Source organism: Tenacibaculum jejuense, assembly GCF_900198195.1.
Classification (GTDB): Bacteria; Bacteroidota; Bacteroidia; order Flavobacteriales; family Flavobacteriaceae; genus Polaribacter; species Polaribacter jejuensis.
Genome location: NZ_LT899436.1, coordinates 2,050,881 through 2,066,705 on the forward strand (window position 1 = coordinate 2,050,881; position 15,825 = coordinate 2,066,705).

A 15,825-nucleotide genomic window follows, 5' to 3' on the forward strand; every position below is an offset into this window, starting at 1 on the left:
TACCTTATTGATTTTTAACAGTGTGTAAAATTTCATTAAAAGCATCTAAAACAGCCGGATTTTTTTCTAAATCGTAACTCATTTCTTGACACTTCATTTTAAACACTTCTTCAGGAACCAATTCTTTTATGGATTTTGTATTTTCTAACAATTCTTCAATACCTTTTGTTTGACGTCTGTTTTTTAAAGAAGTTTTTAAAATTTCAAAGGAGTAATTTTCAGCTGCTTTTTTTAAAACATCAATATTGATATTATTATCTTCCTTTAAGACAATTTCAACCCAAGGAGTTAGTTTGTATGTATTGGAAGTAATTGTTGGAAATTTCTCAATACATTCATTTATGGTACCTTTTAATTTGTAAAAAGATCTAAAACAAGGAATTGTTTCATCCGATACATTAGTTATTTTATTGTTCTCTATTGTTAGTACAAGTATTTTTTTATCGTAACCAATTTCACTAAAACTTAATACATTGGGTGATCCTGAATATCGAATTTTATCATTTCCGCCAACAATTTGAGGTCTGTGTAAATGCCCTAACGCTACATAATCAAAATAATCAGGAAAATCTTCGGCACCAATATGACCTAAAGTACCTACATAGATATTTTGTTCACTATCAGAAATAGAACCTCCTGTAGCAAATAAGTGTCCCATAGCAATTACTGGAGCATTTTTAGTATTTACTAATTCACATTGTTCGGCAACAGCTTTATAATGATTAATTAAGGCTGTTTTGTATTTATCGGTTAGTTCTTCAAATGTTTCACCTGCAACTGCACGTCGTATATCTCCGTCACGTAAATAAGGAACAGCACCTACTATCACAGTTTCGTTATTGATAGCTACTTTAAAAACTTCATCAGCAACATCTTCAGTAGCTTTTCCCACAACTTTTATAGAAAGCGCATCTAGTATATGTTTCGGTGCATTTAATGTTCCTGGTGAATCATGATTACCTCCTGTAATGATAATCGATTTACAGGAAGTGGCTTTTAATTTTACCAAAAAATTATAATACATTTCTAAACTTTGATTGGAAGGCGATCCTGTATCAAAAACATCTCCTGATATCAGTAAGACATCAATTTTATGATCAATGATATAATTTTCAATCCAATGTAAAAACAAGCTTTGTTCTTCTACTTGAGATTGTTCGTGTAATCTATGTCCTAAATGCCAATCGGCGGTGTGAAGTATTTTCATTTAAACTAAAATGTAAATTTAAGTATAATACTAATTTTGAGTAATTATTTAGTGAAAAACATTGTCATTTCTAGTGAAATTGTTTGTAATGAAATGTAAAAGAATTTTGTACTTCGACTTTCGCTCAGCAGAACTATTGAGAAGCTTTTGTGAGACGAATTGTTCTCTACATAATTTTTTATGATTAGAAGACTATTCGTTTTTCTAGTAGTGAAACCATCCTTTCTATAAAATTTCAGATAGTTGGGATATTAATCTTGATTTTTTTTAAAGTGTTTAAAATAAGTTACTTAAGGTGTTTAGAGAAGATCTCGACTGCGCTCGATCTGACACAGAATGACACTCAGTGATGAATTAGAAAATCTTTTTAAACTATCAGCTTTTTAATTTTATAACTACAGTAAGTGTCGACTGCGCTCGATCGGACAAAAGCATTTATAATAATTTTTTTTAGTTAGTAGTATGCAGTGATTTAGTTGGTAGTCTTTAAAAATATTAGATTCTGTCTCCTCGAGCATTATTGAGTTTAAAAGCTTTTAAACGAAAATAGCTTACAAAGTAAGTCGAGAGGTTGTTTAGTTAACATATTACTTTGATCTCGACTGCGCTCGATCTGACACCATTATTAAAGAGTTTTTTCTAATGTATTTGATGTCTCTTCGAGCGTAGTCGAGAAGTTGTTCAAAGTAATGTATTGTTTTAGTTTTTTGGAGGTTAATCAATCTCAGATTATAAATGTTTTTATCCGATTTTTCCTTTAATTTCCTCTAAGCTCAAATTATCAATACTTCCAATATGTGTATGTTTTTTTGAAGTGTCGGGAAAGTAGGTTTTATTTTCTACCTCATTACTAATTTTTAAATACGCTTCTCTAAAAGGCATACCTTCTGTAACCAAGCTATTAATATTGTCTACTGTAAAAAGATATTTATATTTTTCATCGTTAATATTTACATCTTTTACAATGATTTGTTGAATGCTGTAATTAAAAATATCTAGAATAGTCTTTGTATTTTCAATTGCTTTGATGGTGTTTTCTTTTAATAATTGAAAATCTCTATGATATCCACTAGGTAAATTATTGGTAATTAAAAGCATTTCGGTTTGAATGGCTTGAATTTGATTGCACTTTCCTCTGATAAGTTCAAATACATCAGGATTTTTTTTGTGAGGCATAATACTACTTCCAGTCGTTAATTCATCAGGAAAAGAAATAAAACCAAAATTCTGACTCATATACAAGCAAATATCCATAGAGAATTTACTTAATGTATTGGCTAAATTCCCTAATGAACTAGATAATATTCTTTCATTCTTTCCTCTAGCCATTTGTGCAGCCACTACATTATATTTTAGAGTTGAAAATTCAAGTTCTTTTGTTGTAAAGCTTCTATCAATAGGAAAGGAACTACCGTAACCAGCTGCTGAACCTAACGGATTTTGATCCACAATTTTTAATGTAGCCTTTAATAAATCTACATCATCAATTAAAGTTTCAGCATAGGCAGAAAACCATAATCCGAATGAAGAAGGCATTGCTACTTGTAAGTGTGTGTATCCTGGTAATAATTTTTCTTGGTGTATTTCTGCTAACTGAATTAGAGTATTAAACAACGTTTTTACCTTGTTAATAATTACTTGTAATTCATTTTTATAATAGAGTTGTAAAGCCACTAAAACCTGATCGTTTCTTGATCTTGCAGTATGAATTTTTTTTCCAGTATCGCCTAGTTTTTTGGTGAGTTCATATTCTATTTTTGAATGTACATCTTCAAAATCATTTTCAATATTAAATTGATTGTTTTCTATTTGTAGAAGTAAATGATCTAATTCTTTAATTAAATTTTCAGCTTCTTCATTTGAAATAATATCTACAGAAGCTAACATTTTTGCGTGTGCTTTTGAAGCAATCACGTCGTATTTTGCTATATGTATATCAATTTCTCTATCGTTACCAACAGTGAAATTTTCTATGGCTTTATCTAAATTGAATTGTTTTTTCCAGAGTTTCATATGTTTAGTATTGAGTACAGAATATTTAGTATTGAGTTTTCATATAAAGTTTAAAGGAAACTTTATATTAGAATTTTAGTTGTTAAATAAGAAAAAATAATTTTGTTCACTGTTCACTGTTCACTGTTCACTGTTCACTGTTCACTGTTCACTGTTCACTGATAATTGAAGAAAGTATTTTAATATAAATATCAATTCCTTCTTTAATTTCATCAATGTAAATGAATTCATCTGCGGTATGAGAACGTCTACTATCACCAGGGCCTAATTTTACAGATTGACAACTTAAAACTGATTGATCTGATAGGGTAGGAGAACCATAAGTTTCTCTACCTAAAGCTATACCAGCTTGAATTAATTCATGATTTTTATCAATAGAAGAAGAATTCAATCGTAAACTTCTCGGCACAATTTCACATGGAGCTTCTTCATTTAAAATATCGGCAATTTCTTGATTTGTATACTTGTCATTTACACGAACATCTACTACTAAATCTACTGCAGATGGAACTGCATTATGTTGTTTTCCTGCATTAATTTGTGTGACTGTCATTTTTACATCACCTAAAACTTCCGAAGTTTTATCAAATGTGTAGTTTTTAAACCATTCTAAAACTTCTATGGTATTGTAAATCGGATTATCATTATTTGGATGAGCGGCGTGACTCGGTGTTCCGTTGACTTTAGCATCAAAAACAATCAATCCTTTTTCAGCAATAGCTAATTGCATTAATGTTGGTTCTCCAACAATAGCTACGTCAATTTTAGGAATTATAGATAACATACTATTTAATCCGTTCGGACCACTACTTTCTTCTTCGGCAGAACCAACAAAAACCAAATTATAGTTTAAATTTTCTTGATGATAAAAATGAGTAAATGTTGCTAATAAAGAAACCAAACATCCTCCGGCATCGTTACTTCCTAAACCATATAGTTTTCCATCTTCTACAATGGCTTTATGTGGATCTTTTGTGTATCCGTTATTTGGATAAACAGTATCATGATGAGAGTTTAGTAAAATAGTTGGTTTACTTTCATCAAAATATTTATTGACCGCCCAGATATTGTTATTTGTTCTCTTATAATCAATACTATGAATCGTACACCAATAGGCTAAAGCTTCCGCAGTTTTATCTTCTTTTGAAGAAAACGATGGAATCTCTATAAGTTTTTTTAAGAGATCGATAGCGCTATAGGTAAGTTCTTTTTGTGTCATTATTGTTGAAACGTTGTACATTTTACATTCGTGTTAAAAGGCATTGCGTTATTTCCTATATGAACACTGTTTACACCTCTTTTAATTGCTTGTAAACAGTTATGTATTTTAGGAAGCATACCTTCATTAATTATTTCTTCACGCTTTAAATCTTCAAATATCTTTTCATTAATCTTTTCAACTACGGAATCATCATCTGTAATATCTGTTAATACACCATTTTTTTCAAAACAGTAATAAAGCGCAACTTTATATGATTTAGATAATGCTATTGCTAGTTCAGCAGCAATAGTATCTGCATTTGTGTTTAGTAACTGTCCGTTTTCATCGTGTGTAATGGCACAGAAAATCGGACTAATTTTATGGTCTAGTAAAATCCGTGAAGTTTCAGTATTTATTTCAACAACATCACCAACAAAACCATAATCTATAGTAGTTACAGGTCTTTTTACAGAAACAATAGTATTGCCATCTGCACCAGAAAAACCAATACTATTACATTTTCTAGCTTGTAATTGTGCAACAATATTTTTGTTGATTTTTCCACCGTAAACCATGGTTATAATTTCTAAAGTATCAGTATCAGTAATTCTACGTCCATTAATCATTTTAGGGTTGATTCCCATTTTTACAGATAATTCTGAAGCAGCTCTTCCACCTCCATGAACTAAAATTTTTGGCGATTCAAGTTTGGCAAAATCATCAAGGAAATCACTCAATAATTTTTCATTATTAATTACGTTTCCTCCAATTTTTATAATCTTTAATTCTTGCATATTATAAGTTTTCGAGGATGTTTTTTAAAACAACCTGAGCTGCATATGTTCTATTGTTTGCCTGATTTATTACTAAAGAATTATCAGAATCTAAGACTGCATCTTCAACAACAACATTTCTTCTAACAGGTAAGCAATGCATAAATTTAGCATTATTAAGCTTATGTTGTGTGATCATCCAATCGCTATCTTGACTCAATATTTGTCCGTAATCCGTATATGAACTCCAGTTTTTTACATAAACAAAATCTGCATTTTTTAAAGCCTCTTCCTGATCGTAACTTACTTGAGTGTCTTTAGTGATTTCAGTACTTAATTCATAACCTTCCGGATGTGTAATTGTTAGGTTTACAGGTAATTTTTGCATCATGTTTACAAAAGAATTTGCAACAGATTGCGGTAAGGCTTTAGGATGTGGTGCCCAAGACAAAACAACATTTGGTATTGCATCTGAATTAAATTCATTTATAGTAATGGCATCCGCTAATGCTTGTAATGGATGTGCTGTAGAGCTCTCTAAATTAACTACAGGAACATCTGCGTATTTTGAGAAACTATTCATAATTACTTCTGCATAATCCAACTCTTTGTCTTTTAATGTAGGAAATGCTCTTACCGCAATTATATCTGCATATTGGGCAATTACTTTTGCAGCTTCTTTAATATGTTCAGATGTTGATAAATTCATCACAGTTCCGTCTTCAAATTCTAAATTCCAAGAGTTACTAATTTGTAAACAAATAACATCCATTCCTAGGTTTTTAGCAGCTTTTTCGGTGCTTAATCTAGTTCTTAAACTAGCATTAAAAAACAACATTACTAAGGTTTTGTTTTTACCTAAACTTTTATGTTCAAAAGGTGCTTTTTTTAATGCTATTGCTTCTGTTATTGTTTGGGGTATATTTTTAATATCATTGATTTCAGTATATTTTTTCATGGGTTTGAGTTTTGTATAAGGTCAACATGAATCTGTTCAAGAATCTCAAAAGATTTTAAATTTTATCTAATGAAATACTTAAAGTAGATACAGTATGACGGGTAATTAATTTTTATACTTTTTTTAACTCTAATGCTTTTGTTAATGCATTGATAAAAACATCTACATGTTCTTTCTTAACCGTTAATGAAGGAAGAATACGTAGTAAGTTCGGGTTTTTAGAACTTCCTGTAAAAATCTGATGATTATAAATCAATTCTTTACGTAATTCTGCAATTGGGAAGTCAAATTCTAAACCAAGCATTAATCCCCGTCCCTTAATTGTTTTTATTCCTGAAATTTGTGATACTTTATCGATAAAATAGGTCGAAATTTCTTCAACATTATCTAATAATTTTTCTTGTTGAATCGTTTCTATAACTGCTAATGCAGCAGTACAGGCCAAATGATTTCCGCCAAATGTGGTTCCTAATAGACCAAATGATGCTTTAATTTTCGGATGAATTAAAATTCCTCCAACAGGAAAGCCATTTCCCATTCCTTTAGCAATTGAAATAATATCTGGTTCTATTTCATGTTTTTGAAAAGCAAAGAAATCACCAGTCCTTCCAAAACCGGATTGAACTTCATCAGCAATAAATAAGGTTCCGAATTGTTTACAAAGTTTTTCTACAGTTTTGTAAAACTCTGTTGATGCTTCATCTAAACCACCAACTCCTTGAATAATTTCTGTAATTACTGCACAAACATCTCCTTTAGCTAAAATATTAGTTAAAGCTTCGATATCTCCAAAATCGACAAACTCTACGGCTTGTTGTGCGTTAATTGGAGCAACAATCTTAGGATTATCTGTTGCAGCTACAGCTGCTGAAGTTCTACCATGAAATGCATTTTTAAAAGCTACAACTTTGTGCCTTTGCGTATGGAAAGAAGCTAGTTTTATTGCATTTTCATTAGCTTCTGCTCCAGAATTACATAGAAATAACTCATAAAATTTGCACCCAGATATTGCTGTTAATTTTTCAGCTAGTTGTTGTTGTAACGGATTTTGAATAGAATTACTATAAAATCCAATATTTGCTAGTTGTTGTTGTAATTTTTCTACATAAGTAGGATGAGAATGACCAATGGAAATCACTGCATGTCCTCCGTATAAGTCTAAGTATTGTGTGCCATTTTCATCATACACATATACATCTTTAGCTTTTACAGGAGTAATATCGAATAATGGATAAACGTTAAATAAACTCATATTTGTTCTTTTTTAATAGTGTTAATTTTATTGAAAGAAGCAACCATTCCCTGAATTAAAGAAGAACTTAAACCTTTGTGTTCCATTTCATTTAAACCTTCAATTGTACATCCTTTCGGTGTAGTTACTTTATCTATCTCTTGTTCCGGATGATTTCCAGATTGAATTAATAAGTTAGCAGCTCCTTCACTTGTAAACATCGCTAATTCCTGTGCTTCTTTCGCATCAAAACCTAATTGAATAGCAGCTTGTGTTGTAGCACGAATTAAACGCATCCAAAAAGCAATTCCACTTGCACATACCACAGTTGCAGCTTGCATTAAGTTTTCAGGAATAATCATGCTATTTCCAAGTTGATTAAAAATAGATTCAGCAATAGTAATTTTACTAGAATCATTAGTATTAGCGGAAATGCAAGTCATTGATTTTTCTACAGCAATAGCTGTATTAGGCATTGCTCTTATAATTGAAAAACCCTGACCTAAAATATGTTCAATTTTTTCTATGGAAAAACCAGTAATTGTTGAGATTACAAGTTGTTCTTTATTGATATATTTTTTAGATTGAAACAAGATTTCTTCCAATTGCTTTGGTTGAACTGCAAAAATTAAAACATCAGAATTTTGAATTGCTTCACTATTATTACTTGTAATAATAATGTTCTCATGTTTCGGTAAATCGTTTAATTCACTTACGTTTCTTTTAGTTAAATACAGTGAATTAAAGTTCTGACTTTTTATCAATCCTTTAGCTATTGATTTTCCTAAGTTTCCTGTTCCTATGATGGCTATTTTCATGATTTTATTTATAGTTGATAAAGAGATTATCTAAAAATTGTAATTCGTCAAACTGAACTTGTTTCAGTTTCTCATCATAATTAATGATCTACTCGGTGAGATTCTGAAATAAATTCAGAATGACGTTTGAAATACGAATTATATATTCTCTTATAGTTTGATGTTTAGAAAAAGTTAGCTTTTAATTGTAATCCTTCTGTTTCTTCAAAACCAAACATTAAATTCATGTTTTGTACTGCTTGTCCAGAAGCTCCTTTTAATAAATTATCAATACAACTTGTGATTAATAATTGATTCTCATGTTTATGAACATGCACTAAACATTTATTGGTATTTACTACTTGCTTCAGATGTAAAGTTTGGTCAGCAACAAAAGTGAAAGCAGCGTCTTTGTAAAATTCTTTATAAATTTTAATAGCTTCTTTTGCTGAACCTGAAAACTCAGTGTACACAGTAGCAAATATTCCTCTAGAAAAGTTTCCTCTATTCGGTAAGAACAAAACTTGGTGTTTACTCTCTGATTGAAATTTTTCTATAGTTTGATAAATCTCTCCTAAATGTTGATGCGTAAAAGGCTTGTAATAGGAGAAATTATTATCTCTCCAGGTAAAATGTGTTGTTTTCGATAAACTAGTTCCTGCTCCAGTTGCACCAGTAACAGCATTTACATGAATGTTATTTGTGATTAGTTTTTTTGAGGCTAAAGGAGCAATAGCTAATTGAATTGCGGTAGCAAAACAACCTGGATTTGCAATATAATTTGCGCCTTTTATTTCCTCTTTATTGATTTCAGGTAAGCCATATACGTATTCATTTCCTTGAAATACTTTATCGTTTACAAGTCTGAATTCATTACTTAAATCAATAATTTTTGTAGTATCAGAAAATTGATGCTCCGCAAGAAATTTTCCTGAATTCCCGTGTCCTAAGCACAAGAATAAAACATCAATATTAGTATTAATTGTGTCTGTAAATTTTTGATCTATAGATCCAACTAAATCTTGATGAATCGCGCTAATTGGATTACCAGAATTTGAAGTACTAAAGACAAAATCAATTTTTACTTCTTTATGATGTATTAATAATCTAATTAATTCTCCTGCTGTATAACCAGCTCCACCTATAATTCCAGCTTTAATCATCATTGTTGGTATTTTGATAGATTTTAGTTTGATTTCCGTAAATGTTGATGAAACCTTTAGCATCTTCTGCAGTCCAAGCGTTATTCATTTCACCATAACTACCAAATTTTGATTGTAACAAATCGTTATCCGAAGAAATTCCGTTTACAGTAAAATGGTAAGGTTTTAAAGTTAAAAACACATCGCCAGTTACTTGTTGTTGACTACTACTTAACATAGCTTCTAAATCTCTCATCACAGGATCGAGATATAAACCTTCATGTAAGTGATTTCCGTACCAATTAGCTACATAATCTTTATGCTGTAATTGCCATTTGGTTAATGTATGTTTTTCTAATAAGTGATGTGCTTTAATAATTAATAAAGCAGCAGCAGCTTCAAATCCAACTCTTCCTTTAATACCAAGAATAGTGTCACCAACATGAATATCTCTACCAATAGCATATTTAGATGCGATATTGTTTAGTTTTTCAATGATAACTCCGGAAGTATCTTTCTCGCCGTTAATTGCTACAGGTTCTCCTTTTACAAAGGAAATTTTAATATCTGTAGCTTTTGTTTCTTGTAGCTGAGAAGGATATGCTTCTTCGGGTAAGGCTAGGTGAGAGGTTAATGTTTCATCACCACCAACACTAGTTCCCCATAAACCTTTGTTTACAGAATATTTAGCTTTACTCCAGGATAGATCTACACCGTGACTTTGTAGATAAGCAATTTCTTCTTGTCTGCTTAACTTTTTATCTCTAATTGGAGTAATAATTTTAATATTAGGAGCCAGTGTGTTAAAGATTAAATCGAAACGTACTTGATCGTTTCCCGCTCCTGTACTACCGTGTGCAATATATTCTGCTCCAATGGATTTTGCATAATTAATAATTTCTATGGCTTGTACAATTCTTTCTGCACTTACAGACAATGGATATGTATTGTTTTTTAATACATTTCCGTAGATTAAGTGTTTAATTACTTTTTCGTAGTAATTGTGGACTGCATCTATATTTTTATAGGTTTTTACACCTAATTGATATGCTTTACTTTCAATATCATGTATTTCTTCTTTGGTAAATCCACCTGTATTTACACTAACAGCATGAACTTCAAAATTTTCATCCTTTGTTAAGTGTACTGCACAATAAGAAGTGTCTAAACCGCCGCTATATGCTAAAACTAATTTTTTCATTTTTTCTCTTTTTTTAAGAATAAATGTTGTTTGATACTTTTCAACCTAGTGAATGTTTTTTCTTTGATTTTCTTAGGTTGATTTTTATTTTCGGTCGCAGGGTCATATAACATTCCCGTACATAAACACATCTTTTGTTCTGTTCTAGTCAGAACATCATAATTGACGCAGGTTTTACATCCATCCCAAAACGTTTGATCTGTAGTTAGTTCCGAAAAAGTAACAGGTTTATACCCTAAATTACTGTTCAATTTCATAACCGCTAATCCAGTAGTAATACTGAATATTTTAGAATGTGGAAATTTAGTTCTTGAATGGTCAAAAATCTTTTGCTTTATTTTCTTTGACAAGCCTAAACCTCTAAATTTTGGATGAACGATTAATCCAGAATTGGCAACAAATTTTCCATGTCCCCAAGATTCTATATAACAAAAACCAGCAAATGTATTTCCATCTAGAGCGATAACTGCGTTACCTTTTTCCATTTTAGAAATAATATATTCTGGTTTTCTCTTTGCAATACCTGTACCTCTAATTTTAGCTGCATTTTCTATGGTAGTACAAATTTCTTCTGCGTAAATTTTATGTGATATATCGGCAATAATGATTTCCATTACCTTAATTTTAAAATTGTTTGTTGTTTCTTTTTTTCTGAAGCAGAACCGGACTCACCTAAGTTCTATTAGTCATAAAAGCCCTTACGGGCGCGGGAAAAAGCGTCGTACAGAAATCCTATTATCAGTTTTGATAATTGTGTTTATTAACGATAAAGAAGTATTGTAAGATTGCATAATGATTTTAATAAGATATAATTCAAATTTCAATTAATTCTCAAGTAAGAATAAACTAACGGCGTCGCATGGGGCGTCGTCGGCGTAATGAAATTTGGTTTGTCTTATTGCTTGTATGCATGCTGCTAATGTATAAAAAAAAAGAATACTCCAAACTTATTTTTTAAAAAATTACAATTCATCATGTAAAATTTACAATTCGGTAATAATAAGTTTTAAAATACACCATGTCACTGCATCTTTGAAGTGTTATTAACCTTAAAACAAAGAAATGATGAAATTTTTAAGTACCTTTTTATTAGTATTACTAACATTAACTAATACTACAGCTCAAGAATCTAAGCAAAAAATAACAGTTACCGTGGTTAATGTAAATTCTAACCAAGGAACAGTAAAGTTTGCGCTTTCAGATAAAAAAAACTTTTTAACAGGAGAACCAATTCAAGCTAAAGAAGGTAAAATAGAAAATGGAAAATCTGTAGTTGTATTTGAAAATGTTCCGGCAGGAGAATATGCAATTGCTTGTTATCATGATAAAAATAGTAATAACAGAATGGATTTTCAGCCTGGTGGTATGCCAATGGAAGATTATGGAGCATCAAATAATGTAATGAATTTTGGACCTCCAAGGTATGAAGATGCAAAGTTTATCATTACCAACAAAGATGTATCTTTAGATATTAAATTTTAAATCTTTAGTTTCTGTAAACACAAGAACTAAAAACCATTAATTCATTCGAAATGAGATCAAAAGAAAAACTATTTTCAATTAAATATTTTCAAAAAGAAATAACACATACGTTAAAATTAACTTTTGGATTTGGATTTTTCTTTTGGCTAGTTGGTGGTACATATACAGTTCGATTATTATGGGTTTCTATAGGGATTTCTGCCATGTATTCATTTGTTCTTGCACTTACCCAAGGCGTTGTAAATGATTATTTGAGTAGTAAATGGGATTGGATTACACAAACCAATCAAAGGGTTTGGTCAGGTATTCTATTTACGGTCTTGTACACAGTTCCTGTAATATTAGCAATAAATTATGTTCTTTTTGTGAAGATACAAGGAATGCCTTCTGAAGATTTCTTTAAAAAAGGAATGATTTGGACACATTTATTTTGGATTCAGTTTTCTTTTGGAGTTTCTGCTTTTTTACATGCACGTGATTTTATGTTCAATTGGAAAAGAGCTGCAAGTCAAGAAACAAAACAACAACAAATTGTAGCTAAAACAGAAACGGCAAAATTTGAAACTTTAAAAAGTCAGATAGATCCACATTTTTTATTCAATAGTTTGAATGTATTGACTTCTTTAATTGGTGAAAATCCGAATCAGGCTGAAAAGTTTACCACCAAATTATCTAAGGTATATCGATATGTTTTAGAGCAAAGAAATAAAGAATTAATTCCGTTAACAGAAGAATTAAAATTTGCTAAAACCTATATGGAATTACTACAGATGCGTTTTGAAGATGCTTTAGAATTTGAAGTACCAACTTCGGTAAGTAATGGAGACTTAAAAATAGTGCCATTATCCTTACAGTTATTACTAGAAAATGCTGTAAAACATAATGTAGTTTCGAGTTCCAAGCCATTACGAATTTCTATATATGAAGATAACGGATATTTAAAAATAGAAAATAACGTAAATCCTAAAGAAGCCATAGGAAAAAAGAGTACGAAGGTGGGGCTTCAAAATATAGCAGATCGATATGGACTTATATCTAACGAAAGAGTTCATATAGCAAATGATAATAAAACATTTACAGTGAGTTTACCACTGTTAATTAATACAAAAGACATTATGAAAATTTCAGATAATTTTGAGAACAATAGTTATATAAAAGCGGTGGAGCGCGTTGAAAAAATGAAAGAGTTTTATAGAAACTTGGCTTCATATTTAATTTGTATTCCCTTCTTTATTTTTATAAACTTAAGATTTTCACCACAATTTCACTGGTTTTATTTTCCAATTATTGGTTGGGGAATAGGTGTATTATTTCATGGTTTAGAAGTGTACAATTACAATATCTTTTTAGGTAAAGATTGGGAAGAACGTAAGATTAAAGAATTAATGGATAAAGATAAATACTAACCGTTATGGAGTATTCTAGAGAAGAGGAAATTAGATATATGAAAGCACTTAAAAAAGTGCAAGAAATCAAAGAGTTTTATGGTCATATACTAGTATATGTCATTGTAATTCCAATACTAATTTTTATCAATTTGAAATTTACGCCACAATTTCATTGGTTTTGGTTTTCTATTGTTGGTTGGGGAGTAGGATTGTTATCTCACGCCTTTCAGGTATTTGAAGGATTTAAATTGATAATGGGAAAAGATTGGGAAGAACGTAAGATTAATGAGTACATAAAAGAATACAACAGAAATGGAAAATAATTACATTGAAGAACAACGCTATTTAAAAGCAAAGAAAAAAGTTAAGGAAATTAAAGGTTTTTATGTGCATTTAGCATTATATCTATTAAACACACCAATCATTATATATACTAATTTAACTTTTTCTCCACAGTTTCATTGGTTTTGGTTTTCTGTGTTAGGTTGGGGAATAGCTATAGGAATTCATGCGTTTGTAACTTTTAGTGATAATTTATTTGGTAAAGATTGGGAAGAACGTAAGATTAAAGAAATCATGAATAAAAATTAATACTCATGGAACAAGATTTTTTACAAGAACAACGCTATTTAAAAGCGAAAAAGAAAGTTAAAGATATTAAAGGTTTTTATGCTCACTTTGTAGTTTACATTCTAGTGAATTTATTTTTAAGTTGTATTATAATAGTAGGTTTAATGAGTGATGAAGGTGATTCTTTTGAAGAAGCCATTAGTAACTTTGGAGTTTACTCTACATGGTTGTTTTGGGGAATTGGAGTTTTCTTTCATTGGTTAGGTGTTTTCGGATTTGGAAATTTACTGTCAAAAGAATGGGAAGACCGTAAGATAAAAGAGTTTATGGAGAAAGATAAAAATAGAAGTCAAAAAATGTTAAATAAGTAAGAAGATGTTTATTAGAGATTACAATCAAGAAAATGAATATATAAAAGCTAAAAAGAGAGTAGATGAAATTAAGACTTTTTACAAACAATTAGCAGTTTATGTGATTATAAATACTTTTATTTCTACTATGAAAATCAGAAGAAATCTATTAAATGGAGAGTCTTTTGAAGAAGCTTTTTTTGATTTTGGAACTTTTGCTGTTTGGATTTTTTGGGGAATTGCAATTGTATTTCAAGCTTTACGATTGTTTGGAACAGATTATTTCTTTGGAAAAGAATGGGAAAGAAGAAAAATAGAAAAATTTATGGGTGAAGAAAAAGATAAAAGAAATAGAATGTTAAGAAGTTAATTTAAATAAAAAAGTTATGATATTAGATGTAAAGAAAAATAAGTATCTCTTAGCCAAGAAAGAAGCTGCTAAAATAAAATCGTTTTACGATCATGTGACAGTGTATCTGGTTATTAATATAGTAGTTGCTTTATCATCTTATCTATCAGAAATAAACTTTCATATATTCGGTGGTTTTAAAATTAGTAATCTTTGGTATAATTTTGAAAATTTTAAAGTCTACCCTTTATGGGCTGTTTGGGGAATTATTGTCGTTTTTCAAGCGATAGACGTTTATGCAATATCAGCACTATTAGGAAAGAATTGGGAAGAGCAAAAAATTAAAGAGCTGATAGAAAAAGACAAAAAACAAGCAAATAAATATATAGACTAATTAGTATTAAATATGAATGTTTTAATAATTGAAGATGAAAAACCAGCAGCAAGACGTTTAAATAGAATGTTAGCTGAACTGAATATAGAAGTAAATACAATGTTGCATTCTGTAGAAGAAGCGTTAAATTGGTTTCAAACGAATGAGCATCCTGATTTAATTTTCTTAGATATTCAACTTTCAGATGGTTTGTCGTTTGAAATTTTTGAAGAAATACCAGTAAAGTCTGCCATCATTTTTACTACTGCTTATGATGAATATGCACTTAAAGCATTTAAATTAAACTCTATCGATTATTTATTAAAACCGATTGATGATGAGGAGTTAAAAGTTGCTGTAGATAAGTACAAAGAGCAACAACCAAAAAGTAATAATATTCAGGTTGATATTAACGAAATTAGGAAGCTGTTAATTAATCCAATAGATCGAAAATACAAGAAACGTTTTACGATAAAAATTGGTCAACACATAAAGATTATACATACAGACAATATCGAGTGTTTGTATTCAGAGAATAAAGCTACTTATATACATACAAACGAGAATAGAAATTATTTGATAGACCATTCTTTAGAGCATTGGTACGATCATTTAGATCCAGAACAATTCTTCAGAGTAAATAGAACGTTTATAGTTCATATTAATGCAATAAAAGACATTATATCGTATACAAATTCACGATTAAAGTTAGTCTTATATTCTTTTACTGATCAAGAAATTATTGTGAGTAGAGAACGTGTAAAAGATTTTAAAAATTGGATTGATTAAA

General features: G+C 30.1%; 18 protein-coding genes. 8 read left to right on the top strand and 10 right to left on the bottom strand.

The window, feature by feature from the left end:
- Window positions 1-4: 4 nt before the first annotated feature.
- The 10 genes from AQ1685_RS09085 to AQ1685_RS09130 form a co-directional block, all read right to left on the bottom strand.
- The gene (locus AQ1685_RS09085) at window positions 5-1,207 is read right to left on the bottom strand and encodes an exonuclease SbcCD subunit D C-terminal domain-containing protein (RefSeq protein ID WP_095071450.1); all 1,203 of its coding nucleotides are present in this window, start codon (window positions 1,205-1,207) and stop codon (window positions 5-7) included.
- A gap of 741 nt (window positions 1,208-1,948) precedes the next feature.
- Entirely contained in the window at window positions 1,949-3,220 is a 1,272-nt protein-coding gene (gene argH / locus AQ1685_RS09090) for an argininosuccinate lyase (protein ID WP_095071452.1), read from the bottom strand.
- A gap of 148 nt (window positions 3,221-3,368) precedes the next feature.
- Window positions 3,369-4,460, bottom strand: a complete 1,092-nt coding sequence (locus tag AQ1685_RS09095; RefSeq protein ID WP_394341874.1) for a M20 family metallo-hydrolase — start codon at window positions 4,458-4,460, stop codon at window positions 3,369-3,371.
- Entirely contained in the window at window positions 4,439-5,215 is a 777-nt protein-coding gene (gene argB, locus AQ1685_RS09100; RefSeq protein ID WP_095071456.1) for an acetylglutamate kinase, read from the bottom strand. Before argB ends, AQ1685_RS09095 begins: the two co-directional genes overlap by 22 nt.
- Before the next feature lies 1 nt (window position 5,216).
- Entirely contained in the window at window positions 5,217-6,152 is a 936-nt protein-coding gene (locus tag AQ1685_RS09105; RefSeq protein WP_095071458.1) for a Rossmann-fold NAD(P)-binding domain-containing protein, read from the bottom strand.
- A gap of 112 nt (window positions 6,153-6,264) precedes the next feature.
- Entirely contained in the window at window positions 6,265-7,404 is a 1,140-nt protein-coding gene (locus AQ1685_RS09110; RefSeq protein ID WP_095071459.1) for an aspartate aminotransferase family protein, read from the bottom strand.
- Entirely contained in the window at window positions 7,401-8,201 is an 801-nt protein-coding gene (proC, locus tag AQ1685_RS09115; RefSeq protein ID WP_095071461.1) for a pyrroline-5-carboxylate reductase, read from the bottom strand. The genes AQ1685_RS09110 and proC overlap by 4 nt, the downstream gene beginning before the upstream one ends.
- A 164-nt stretch (window positions 8,202-8,365) precedes the next feature.
- Window positions 8,366-9,343 (bottom strand): N-acetyl-gamma-glutamyl-phosphate reductase, encoded by a 978-nt coding sequence (gene argC, locus AQ1685_RS09120; RefSeq protein ID WP_095075042.1) that lies wholly within the window; start codon window positions 9,341-9,343, stop codon window positions 8,366-8,368.
- Entirely contained in the window at window positions 9,336-10,523 is a 1,188-nt protein-coding gene (gene argG, locus AQ1685_RS09125; RefSeq protein ID WP_095071463.1) for an argininosuccinate synthase, read from the bottom strand. The genes argC and argG overlap by 8 nt, the downstream gene beginning before the upstream one ends.
- Window positions 10,520-11,137, bottom strand: a complete 618-nt coding sequence (locus AQ1685_RS09130; RefSeq protein WP_095071465.1) for a GNAT family N-acetyltransferase — start codon at window positions 11,135-11,137, stop codon at window positions 10,520-10,522. Before AQ1685_RS09130 ends, argG begins: the two co-directional genes overlap by 4 nt.
- Window positions 11,138-11,588: 451 nt before the next feature.
- Between AQ1685_RS09130 and AQ1685_RS09135 the strand changes: the two genes are divergently transcribed.
- The 8 genes from AQ1685_RS09135 to AQ1685_RS09170 are packed head-to-tail and all read left to right on the top strand — an operon-like array spanning window position 11,589 to window position 15,824.
- Window positions 11,589-12,005 (top strand): DUF2141 domain-containing protein, encoded by a 417-nt coding sequence (locus AQ1685_RS09135; protein WP_095071467.1) that lies wholly within the window; start codon window positions 11,589-11,591, stop codon window positions 12,003-12,005.
- Between the two features lie 50 nt (window positions 12,006-12,055).
- On the top strand, window positions 12,056-13,411 hold the full coding sequence (locus AQ1685_RS09140; RefSeq protein ID WP_095071469.1) for a 2TM domain-containing protein: 1,356 nt from the start codon (window positions 12,056-12,058) through the stop codon (window positions 13,409-13,411).
- Between the two features lie 5 nt (window positions 13,412-13,416).
- Window positions 13,417-13,716 carry a 2TM domain-containing protein gene (locus AQ1685_RS09145; RefSeq protein ID WP_095071471.1) on the top strand — a complete coding sequence of 100 codons (300 nt, stop codon included), beginning with the start codon at window positions 13,417-13,419 and terminating at the stop codon, window positions 13,714-13,716.
- On the top strand, window positions 13,706-13,984 hold the full coding sequence (locus tag AQ1685_RS09150) for a 2TM domain-containing protein (protein ID WP_095071473.1): 279 nt from the start codon (window positions 13,706-13,708) through the stop codon (window positions 13,982-13,984). The genes AQ1685_RS09145 and AQ1685_RS09150 overlap by 11 nt, the downstream gene beginning before the upstream one ends.
- Window positions 13,985-13,989: 5 nt before the next feature.
- The gene (locus tag AQ1685_RS09155; RefSeq protein ID WP_095071475.1) at window positions 13,990-14,334 is read left to right on the top strand and encodes a 2TM domain-containing protein; all 345 of its coding nucleotides are present in this window, start codon (window positions 13,990-13,992) and stop codon (window positions 14,332-14,334) included.
- A 4-nt stretch (window positions 14,335-14,338) separates the two neighbouring features.
- Window positions 14,339-14,683, top strand: coding sequence for a 2TM domain-containing protein (locus AQ1685_RS09160; protein ID WP_095071477.1), 345 nt, complete (start codon window positions 14,339-14,341; stop codon window positions 14,681-14,683).
- 16 nt (window positions 14,684-14,699) lie between these two features.
- Window positions 14,700-15,056 (top strand): 2TM domain-containing protein, encoded by a 357-nt coding sequence (locus AQ1685_RS09165; protein WP_095071479.1) that lies wholly within the window; start codon window positions 14,700-14,702, stop codon window positions 15,054-15,056.
- 12 nt (window positions 15,057-15,068) lie between these two features.
- The gene (locus tag AQ1685_RS09170) at window positions 15,069-15,824 is read left to right on the top strand and encodes a LytR/AlgR family response regulator transcription factor (protein ID WP_095071481.1); all 756 of its coding nucleotides are present in this window, start codon (window positions 15,069-15,071) and stop codon (window positions 15,822-15,824) included.
- Window position 15,825 lies beyond the last annotated feature (1 nt).

What these genes read in the sequence shown, in the direction of transcription:
- AQ1685_RS09085 (WP_095071450.1), bottom strand. Translation starts at nt 1,207, where the DNA reads ATGAAAATACTTCACACCGCCGATTGGCATTTAGGACATAGATTACAC.
- argH (WP_095071452.1), bottom strand. Translation starts at nt 3,220, where the DNA reads ATGAAACTCTGGAAAAAACAATTCAATTTAGATAAAGCCATAGAAAAT.
- AQ1685_RS09095 (WP_394341874.1), bottom strand. Translation starts at nt 4,460, where the DNA reads ATGTACAACGTTTCAACAATAATGACACAAAAAGAACTTACCTATAGC.
- argB (WP_095071456.1), bottom strand. Translation starts at nt 5,215, where the DNA reads ATGCAAGAATTAAAGATTATAAAAATTGGAGGAAACGTAATTAATAAT.
- AQ1685_RS09105 (WP_095071458.1), bottom strand. Translation starts at nt 6,152, where the DNA reads ATGAAAAAATATACTGAAATCAATGATATTAAAAATATACCCCAAACA.
- AQ1685_RS09110 (WP_095071459.1), bottom strand. Translation starts at nt 7,404, where the DNA reads ATGAGTTTATTTAACGTTTATCCATTATTCGATATTACTCCTGTAAAA.
- proC (WP_095071461.1), bottom strand. Translation starts at nt 8,201, where the DNA reads ATGAAAATAGCCATCATAGGAACAGGAAACTTAGGAAAATCAATAGCT.
- argC (WP_095075042.1), bottom strand. Translation starts at nt 9,343, where the DNA reads ATGATTAAAGCTGGAATTATAGGTGGAGCTGGTTATACAGCAGGAGAA.
- argG (WP_095071463.1), bottom strand. Translation starts at nt 10,523, where the DNA reads ATGAAAAAATTAGTTTTAGCATATAGCGGCGGTTTAGACACTTCTTAT.
- AQ1685_RS09130 (WP_095071465.1), bottom strand. Translation starts at nt 11,137, where the DNA reads ATGGAAATCATTATTGCCGATATATCACATAAAATTTACGCAGAAGAA.
- AQ1685_RS09135 (WP_095071467.1), top strand. Translation starts at nt 11,589, where the DNA reads ATGAAATTTTTAAGTACCTTTTTATTAGTATTACTAACATTAACTAAT.
- AQ1685_RS09140 (WP_095071469.1), top strand. Translation starts at nt 12,056, where the DNA reads ATGAGATCAAAAGAAAAACTATTTTCAATTAAATATTTTCAAAAAGAA.
- AQ1685_RS09145 (WP_095071471.1), top strand. Translation starts at nt 13,417, where the DNA reads ATGGAGTATTCTAGAGAAGAGGAAATTAGATATATGAAAGCACTTAAA.
- AQ1685_RS09150 (WP_095071473.1), top strand. Translation starts at nt 13,706, where the DNA reads ATGGAAAATAATTACATTGAAGAACAACGCTATTTAAAAGCAAAGAAA.
- AQ1685_RS09155 (WP_095071475.1), top strand. Translation starts at nt 13,990, where the DNA reads ATGGAACAAGATTTTTTACAAGAACAACGCTATTTAAAAGCGAAAAAG.
- AQ1685_RS09160 (WP_095071477.1), top strand. Translation starts at nt 14,339, where the DNA reads ATGTTTATTAGAGATTACAATCAAGAAAATGAATATATAAAAGCTAAA.
- AQ1685_RS09165 (WP_095071479.1), top strand. Translation starts at nt 14,700, where the DNA reads ATGATATTAGATGTAAAGAAAAATAAGTATCTCTTAGCCAAGAAAGAA.
- AQ1685_RS09170 (WP_095071481.1), top strand. Translation starts at nt 15,069, where the DNA reads ATGAATGTTTTAATAATTGAAGATGAAAAACCAGCAGCAAGACGTTTA.